The organism is Inquilinus sp. OTU3971 (genome assembly GCF_038440215.1).
This window is the reverse complement of record NZ_JASATH010000272.1, coordinates 1-7814: the sequence shown is the minus strand read 5'-3', so window position 1 is coordinate 7814 and position 7814 is coordinate 1. Positions and strand designations below refer to the sequence as shown.

Sequence of the window (7814 nt, the reverse complement as noted above, 5' to 3'; positions counted from 1 at the left end):
TTCCGGCTCCTCGCGAATCGTCCGGCGAAACCCTAGCGGACAGGTCGGCGTCGTCCCAGGCCCGACATGCCGCGGCTGCGCCCGATAACCTGAAGTTCAGGCCTCCGTCGCTTTCGTGCCTTGTCAGGAACGACGGCCGCCTGCCCAAATCGCGACCGGCGGGGCGGAACGTTCCCGCGAGACGCCTGAGGCAGACGAGAAGCCCGGCCGGACCGGGACCGCGGCGCCGCCTCGGCGGGGGGATCACAGATCTGGGGGATCGCATGAGCTTTCTGAACAAATCGGCCATGGCCCTGGCCTTGTGCCTGGCGGTCTCCGCCGGGGCGCTGGCCGGCCCGGCGGCGGCGGAGACGGTGCTGAACCGCGGCTTCGGCAGCGCGCCCTCGACCTTGGACCCGCAGCTGAACACCGGCGCGCGCGAGAACTACATCGTCGCCGACCTGTTCGAGGCGCTGCTGGTGCTGGACCCGCAGGGCAATCCGCAGCCCGGCGCTGCGGAGAAATGGGAGACCAGCGCCGACGGCCTGACCTGGACCTTCCATCTGCGGCCCGGGCTGAAATGGTCGAACGGCGACCCGATGGTGGCGGCGGATTTCGTGCGCGGCATCGTCCGCGCGCTGGATCCGGAGATGGCGTCGAACCACGCCTACTATCTGACCCAGGTGCTGCCGATCAAGAACGGCAAGGCGTTCAACGAGGGCAAGCTGAAGGATGCGAGCCAGCTGGGCGCCGCGGCGCCGGACGACCGCACGGTGGTGCTGACGCTCGACTACCCGATGCCGGACGCGCCCTACATCCTCGACTTCCACACCACGGCGCCAGTGCATGAGCCGAGCCTGAAGGCCGCCGGCAACAAGCTGGACTACACAAGGCCGGAGCTGTTCGTCGGCAACGGCGCCTACATGTTGAAGGAATACGTGCCGCAGTCGAAGGTGGTGCTGGTCAAGAACCCGAACTATTGGGACGCGGCCAACGTCAAGATCGACACGGTGGTCTACCACGTCACCGAGGACGCCTCGACCGAGCTGAAGCGCTATCTGGCGGGCGAGCTGGACTCGACCATGACCGTGCCGGTCGAGCAGCTGGAGAAGCTGAAGGCCGAGCGGCCGCAGGAGCTGCACCAGAACCCGACGCTGGGCATGAAGTATCTCAGCTTCCAGCCCGATGCCGGCCCGCTGTCCGACATCCGCGTGCGCAAGGCGCTGGCCTATGCCATCGACCGCGACTTCCTGCAGGAGCGGATCGAGAAGGCCGGCAACGTGCCGATGTATACCTTCTCGATCAACCAGGACTCCAGCTACAAGCCCGGCAAGGTGCAGGAGGCGGGGCTGAGCAAGGAGCAGCGCCTGGCCGAGGCGAAATCGCTGCTGGCCGAGGCCGGCTACGGCCCGGACAAGCCGCTGGAGCTGGAGATCATCGGACCGTCCAGCGCCGCCAGCAAGCGGCGGGTCGAGGGCATCGTCGCGATGTGGAAGCAGAATCTGGGCGTCCGCACCAAGCTGGACCTGACCGAGGTCAAGACCTGGCTGGAGAAGCTGCACACCGGCACCTGGCAGGTCTGTATGGACAGCTATGGCGGCGACTATCCGCAGGCCAAGACCTGGCTGGACTCGCTGCGCTACACCGGCACGCCCAGCTACCACTGGAAGGACGACGAGTACGAGAAGCTGATGGACCAGGCCAACGCCGCCGCCGCGGACAAGGCCAAGTTCTACGAGATCCTGGGCCAGGCCGAGCAGCGCATGCTGGACCAGTACGTCTTCATCCCGATCACGGTGTCGAGCGACAACCTGCTGGTCCAGACCTATGTCAAGGGCTGGGGCGCCAACCCGATCGGCCATCCGATGTCGAAGTATCTGAGCATCGAGAAGTAAGGCCAGCGTCCTTCGATCGACAACCCCCTCCGCCGGAGCAGAGTCAGGGAGCCACCAGGGTCGATGGTCTTGTCCGTCCTTCGCCGCATGCTGGGCAGCGTGCCGACGCTGTTCGCGCTGGCGACGATCACCTTCTTCGTCATCCGCTTCGCGCCGGGAGGTCCTTTCGACGACGACAAGAAGCTGCCGCCGGCCCTGATCGCCCGGATGGAGGCCCAGTTCCACCTGAACGAGCCGCTGTGGCAGCAATATCTGCGCTTCCTGGGCGATGTCGTGCGGCTCGATTTCGGCCAGTCGATGTACTACCGCGAATACACGGTGACGCAACTGATCGGCCACGGCCTGCCGATCTCGCTGCAGATCGGGCTGTGGGCCACGCTGCTCTATGCCGTCGCCGGCGTGACCCTGGGCGTGGTCGCGGCGCTGCGGCGGAACGGCCCGCTGGACAATCTGGTCAGCGCCGTCGCCATGGGCGGCATCGTGGTGCCGACCTTCGTCATGGCGCCGATCCTGCAGATCGTCTTCGCCCTGATGCTGAGCCTGGTGCCGGTGGCGGGCTGGGACGGCGACTGGCGGTCGATGGTGCTGCCGGTGGTGGCCATGGCGCTGCCGAACATCGCCTATGTCGCCCGGCTGACCCGCGGCGCGATGATCGAGACGCTGCGCAGCAACTACATCCGCACCGCCCGGGCCAAGGGCGTGGGCGAGTGGCGGGTGCTGACCCACCACGCCATCCGCGGCGCCATGATCCCGGTGATCGCCTATCTCGGCCCCGCCACCGCCGGGCTGATCACCGGGTCGATGGTGATCGAGACCATCTTCGCCGTGCCCGGCATCGGCCGCTACTTCGTCGAGAGCGCGATCAGCCGCGACTACACCATGGTGATGGGGGTCACACTGGTCTACGGCGCCTGCATCATCCTGTTCAACATGGTGACCGACGTGCTGCAGGTGTTGCTGGACCCGAGGTCGCGCACATGACCGACGCCGCCGCCACCGATCTCGCCGCGCCGGAGGAAGCAGGCGCCGAGGGCGTCAGCCCGTTCCGCGAGGCGCTGCGCCGGTTCCGCGCCAACCGGACCGCGGTCGCCAGCCTGGTCATGCTGATCCTGATCGTGATCGTCTGCTTCGGCGGGCCGCTGCTGTACGGCTATGAGCCGGACGACGCGAATTTCGAGGCGATGAACGCGCCGATGGACCTGTTCTCGGCGCATCCCTTCGGCACCGACGACCTGGGCCGCGACCTGCTGCTGCGGATCATGGCCGGCGGCCAGGTGTCGCTGATCATCGGCCTGGTGGCCACGCTGATCGCGGTCGCCATCGGTGTCACCTGGGGGTCGGTCGCGGGGTTCCTCGGCGGCGTGGTCGACCAGGTGATGATGCGCTTCGTCGACGTGCTGTACGGCATCCCCTACATCTTCCAGGTCATCCTGATCAGCATGGCGCTGGGGCGCGGCAGCACCGCCGTGATCATCGCCGTGGTGCTGTCGCTGTGGCTGACGCCGTCGCGCATCGTCCGCGCCCAGGCCATCGCCCTGCGCCACCGCGAGTTCATCGAGGCGGCGCGGGCCGGCGGCATGACCAAGCGCCAGATCGTGCTGAAGCACATCATGCCGAACTGCGTCGGCGTGGTGATCGTCTATTCCAGCCTGCTGATCCCGGACGTGATCCTGAGCGAATCCCTGCTCAGCTTCCTCGGCCTCGGCGTGCAGGCGCCGGAGACCAGCTGGGGCGTGCTGATCAGCGAGGGCCAGGCCAAGATCGAGACCGACCCGCACATGCTGATCCTGCCCGGGCTGGCCCTGGCCCTGACCCTGTTCTGCATGAACTTCGTCGCCGATGGGCTGCGCGATGCCTTCGACCCCAATGAGCGCTGATCCCCTGCTGTCGGTCGAAGACCTGGCGATCCGCTTCCGGATGCGCCGGGGCGACGCCGTCGCCGTGGCCGGGGTCGACTTCACCGTCCGCCGCGGCGAGGTGCTGGGCATCGTCGGCGAGAGCGGGTCGGGCAAGAGCCAGATCCTGCTGTCGATCATGGGCCTCTTGGCCGGCAATGGCGCCGTCACCGGCCGGATTCGTTTCGAGGGGCAGGACCTGCTGGCGCTGGACCGGCGCGGGCTGGACCGGCTGCGCGGGTCGGCCATGACCATGATCTTCCAGGACCCGATGACCTCGCTGAACCCCTATCACCGGGTCGGGGCGCAGCTGACCGAGGTGCTGATCCGCCACCAGGGGGTGCGGAAGCGCGAGGCCTGGGACAAGGCCACCCGGATGCTGGACCGGGTGAAGATCCCCGATCCGGCGAAGCGGATGCGGCAGTATCCGCATGAGCTGTCGGGCGGCATGCGCCAACGCGTCATGATCGCCATGGCGCTGCTGTGCAACCCGCGCATCCTGCTGGCGGACGAGCCGACCACGGCGCTGGACGTCACCGTCCAGGCCCAGGTGCTGGACCTGCTGCGCGACCTGGTGCGCGAGCTGGGAACGGCGGTGGTCCTGGTGACCCACGACCTCGGCGTCGTCGCCGAGATGTGCGACCGGGTGCTGGTGCTCTACGGCGGCAAGGTGATGGAGGCGGCGCCGGTCGAGCCCCTGTTCGCGTCACCGGCCCATCCCTACACCCGCGGCCTCTTGGATTCGACACCGGACCTGGAGGGCCGCGAGGGCGAGCTGCGGGTGATCCCGGGCCAGCCGCGCGCCGCGTCCGGCGACCTGCCCGGCTGCCCCTTCGCCCCGCGCTGCGACCGTCGGGTCGAGGCCTGCACCGTCACCATGCCGCCGCTGCTGCCGGCTGCGAGCGGCTTCGTCGCCTGCCACCGGCCGCTGCCGCAGCCCGCCGCCGTGCCGGAGCTGGTGCCATGACGCCGGTGCTGTCGGTCCGCAACCTGAAGGTCCATTTCCCGCTCTCGTCCGGGCTGCTGGGCGGGCCGCCGCTGATGGTGAAGGCGGTGGACGACGTGTCCTTCGACCTGGCCCCCGGCGAGGTGCTGGCCGTGGTCGGCGAATCCGGCTGCGGCAAGTCCACTTTGGGCCGGGCCGTGCTGAAACTGATCCCGCCCACCGCCGGCACCATCGCCTGGAACGGCAGCGACGTGACCGGCCTGCCCGAGGATGCGCTGCGGCCGCGGCGGCGGGACATGCAGATCATCTTCCAGGACCCGCTGGCCTCGCTGGACCCGCGCATGACCGTGGCCCAGATCATCGGCCGGCCGCTGCGCACCTTCCACCCCGAGCTGAAGCGGGCCGAGGTCGCCACCCGGGTGAACGAGGCGATGCGCCAGGTCGGCCTGTCCCCTGCCCTCGCCCACCGCTACCCGCATGAATTCTCTGGCGGCCAATGCCAGCGCATCGGCATCGCCCGCGCCATCATCCTGCGGCCGAAGCTGATCGTCTGCGACGAGCCGGTCTCGGCGCTGGACGTCTCGATCCAGGCGCAGATCGTCAACCTGCTGATGCGGCTGCGACGCGAGCTAGGGATGGCGCTGATCTTCATCTCGCACAACATGAGCGTGGTGCGGCACATCAGCGACCGGGTGATGGTGCTGTATCTGGGGCGGGAGGCCGAGATCGCCGGCCGCGACGCCTTCTTCGCCCGGCCGCTGCACCCCTATGCCCAGGCGCTCTTGTCCGCCGTGCCGGTGCCGGACCCGGTGCGGGCACGGCAGCGCCGGCGGGTGGTGCTGCAGGGCGACACGCCGTCGCCGATCAACCCGCCCTCAGGCTGCGCCTTCCGCACCCGCTGCCCGCACGCCGTCGACCTGTGCGCCCGGGCCGCGCCGGTGCTGCGCGATTTCGGCCCCGGCCACCGAGCGGCGTGCCACCGGGTCGAGGAGCTGGCCGGCGTCCCGGCCTGACCGCGCCGCGCCCGCCATGCGTCCGGCGCCATATCTCGACCCGCCGCCGTTGGGGTAGCATTTCCGTCATGAGCATCGATCCCGGCTTTCTGGACCGCCTGATCGCCGCGCCGCGGCTGCTGTTCCCGGCCGTGTCGCCGGACGGGCGCTGGGTGGCCTGGCTGTGGAACGGCAAGGCCGAGGGCAACGGCCCCTGGATCGCTCCGACCACGGGCGATGCGCCGCCGCGCCTGCTGCTGGAGCCCTGGTCCGGCTGGGATTGCGAGAGCTTCAGCTGGGCGCCGGACAGCCTGGCCCTGATCGTCGCCCGCCGCCGCGACGGCGAGGAGCAGGTCGGGCTGCAGCGGGTCTGGCTGGACCCGGCGCGGCCGGCGGAGGCGCTGCTGCCGGACCGGCCGGGCTACTACGCCTACACCGCCCAGCAGCACCCGGACGGGCGCCGGCTGGTCTATGCCGCCAGCCGCGACCCGGCCACCGGGCTGGGCGGCGACATCCTGCATTTGTACGAGCACGACATCGCGACCGGCGCGCAGCGCGCTTTGGCCTCGCCGCTGCGGTCCTGCAAGCTGATGCCGAAGCTGGACCCGACCGGACGCCGGATCCTGTATCTGCGCAACGACCATCACCCGAGCGGCCGGGCGCTGTGGGTGTACGACCTGGAGACCGGCGCGGATCGCGAGCTGTACAGCCCCGGCGGCCCGGCCAAGGCCGAGGGCGTGTGGTCGCCGGACGGGCTTCGCGTGGCCTTCGTCGCCGAGGGGCCGTCGCACAAACGGTTGGGGCTGATCGACCTGGCCTCCGACGATCTGCGCTGGCTGATCGACACTCCGGCGATCCCGGTCGAGCATGTGCGCTGGCCGCACCAGCCGGATGACAGCCAGGACCTGCTGGTGGTGATCGAATCCAGCGCGGCGCGGGACGAGGCCGGGTTCCTGATGGTCTCGACCGGCGCCTATGCCCCGGTGTTCCGCGGGGGCGACATCCTGCGCCCGATCGCGCCGCTGCCCGACGGCCGCTGGGTGGTGGAGCGCGGCCGGGCCACGGCGCCGACGTCGATCGTCACCCTGGCGGCCGAGGCGCCGGACCTGCTGACCGCGCATGAGCTGACGCCGCTCCCCGAGGGGTCGCTGCCCGACCTGGCGGAGCTGAGCCCGGCCGAGCCCTTCTGGTGGCATTCGGTCGACGGGCTGCGAATCCAGGGCTGGCTGTATCGCGCCAGGGGCGAGGCCCGCGGCGCCGTGATCCATGTCCATGGCGGGCCGACCGCGCATTACGACGGCCGCTTCGACCCGATCCCGCAGGCGCTGTGCCGCGCCGGCTTCCATGTGCTGCAGCCGAACTACCGCGGCAGCACCGGCCTGGGCCTCGCCTTCCAGGAGGCGATCAAGGCCGATGGCTGGGGCGGGCGCGAGCAGGAGGACATCCGCACCGGCATCCTGGCGCTGATGAATGCCGGGCTGGCGCAGCCGGGCCGGGTCGGCATCACCGGCCTGTCCTATGGTGGCTATTCCGCCTGGTGGGCGATCACCCGTTTTCCGCGCGAGATCATCGCCGCCGCGGCGCCGATCTGCGGCATGACCGACCTGGTCACCGACTACTGGACCACCCGGCCGGACCTGCGCCCCTATTCCGAGGCGATGATGGGCGGCACGCCGGACGAGCTGCCTGAGAAGTACCGTGAGCGTTCCCCGATCCACTTCGTCGACCGGATCGAGGGGCGCCTGCTGATCGTCCAGGGCCTGACCGACCCGAACGTGACGCCGGAGCATGTCGAGATCATGCGGGCGGAGCTCGACGCCCGCGGCATCCCCTATGAGACGCTGCTGTTCCCGGACGAGGGCCACGGCATCGTCAAGCCGGGCAACTGCCGGATGCTGTATGAGCGGCTGATCGCCTTCTTCGCCGCAGCCTTTGGGCCCAGCGCCACCACCGAACAGGACACGCCGGCGACCCTGATCGCGGCCGCCGACGGGTCCTGAACGGCCCGGGTCAGCCGGGCTTGCCCGGCTTGTAGTCGACGATCGGGGGCACCCCCACCCCCGGGGGGGGGGGGGGGGGGGGGGGGGGGGGCCCCCCCCGGGGGGGG

At 70.0% G+C, this 7814-nt stretch carries 6 protein-coding genes; all 6 read left to right on the top strand.

All coding sequences use genetic code 11. From position 1 onward, the window contains the following. The first annotated feature begins 263 nt into the window (after window positions 1–263). The 6 genes from AAHM41_RS37355 to AAHM41_RS37330 all read left to right on the top strand — a co-directional run bounded on the left by AAHM41_RS37355 (window position 264) and on the right by AAHM41_RS37330 (window position 7707). Window positions 264–1874, top strand: coding sequence for a peptide ABC transporter substrate-binding protein (locus tag AAHM41_RS37355; RefSeq protein ID WP_342241711.1), 1611 nt, complete (start codon window positions 264–266; stop codon window positions 1872–1874). Between the two features lie 63 nt (window positions 1875–1937). Beyond that, the gene (locus AAHM41_RS37350; RefSeq protein ID WP_342241710.1) at window positions 1938–2855 is read left to right on the top strand and encodes an ABC transporter permease; all 918 of its coding nucleotides are present in this window, start codon (window positions 1938–1940) and stop codon (window positions 2853–2855) included. Next, window positions 2852–3751 (top strand): ABC transporter permease, encoded by a 900-nt coding sequence (locus AAHM41_RS37345; RefSeq protein WP_342241709.1) that lies wholly within the window; start codon window positions 2852–2854, stop codon window positions 3749–3751. The genes AAHM41_RS37350 and AAHM41_RS37345 overlap by 4 nt, the downstream gene beginning before the upstream one ends. Next, entirely contained in the window at window positions 3741–4736 is a 996-nt protein-coding gene (locus AAHM41_RS37340) for an ABC transporter ATP-binding protein (protein ID WP_342241708.1), read from the top strand. Before AAHM41_RS37345 ends, AAHM41_RS37340 begins: the two co-directional genes overlap by 11 nt. Continuing rightward, window positions 4733–5728 carry an ABC transporter ATP-binding protein gene (locus tag AAHM41_RS37335; RefSeq protein WP_342241707.1) on the top strand — a complete coding sequence of 332 codons (996 nt, stop codon included), beginning with the start codon at window positions 4733–4735 and terminating at the stop codon, window positions 5726–5728. The genes AAHM41_RS37340 and AAHM41_RS37335 overlap by 4 nt, the downstream gene beginning before the upstream one ends. 68 nt (window positions 5729–5796) lie before the next feature. Next, entirely contained in the window at window positions 5797–7707 is a 1911-nt protein-coding gene (locus AAHM41_RS37330; protein WP_342241706.1) for a S9 family peptidase, read from the top strand. The last annotated feature ends 107 nt before the right edge of the window (window positions 7708–7814 follow it).

Bases quoted from the DNA above. Each gene is read 5' to 3' on its own strand.
- AAHM41_RS37355 (WP_342241711.1), top strand. From the start codon at position 264: ATGAGCTTTCTGAACAAATCGGCCATGGCCCTGGCCTTGTGCCTGGCG.
- AAHM41_RS37350 (WP_342241710.1), top strand. From the start codon at position 1,938: ATGGTCTTGTCCGTCCTTCGCCGCATGCTGGGCAGCGTGCCGACGCTG.
- AAHM41_RS37345 (WP_342241709.1), top strand. From the start codon at position 2,852: ATGACCGACGCCGCCGCCACCGATCTCGCCGCGCCGGAGGAAGCAGGC.
- AAHM41_RS37340 (WP_342241708.1), top strand. From the start codon at position 3,741: ATGAGCGCTGATCCCCTGCTGTCGGTCGAAGACCTGGCGATCCGCTTC.
- AAHM41_RS37335 (WP_342241707.1), top strand. From the start codon at position 4,733: ATGACGCCGGTGCTGTCGGTCCGCAACCTGAAGGTCCATTTCCCGCTC.
- AAHM41_RS37330 (WP_342241706.1), top strand. From the start codon at position 5,797: ATGAGCATCGATCCCGGCTTTCTGGACCGCCTGATCGCCGCGCCGCGG.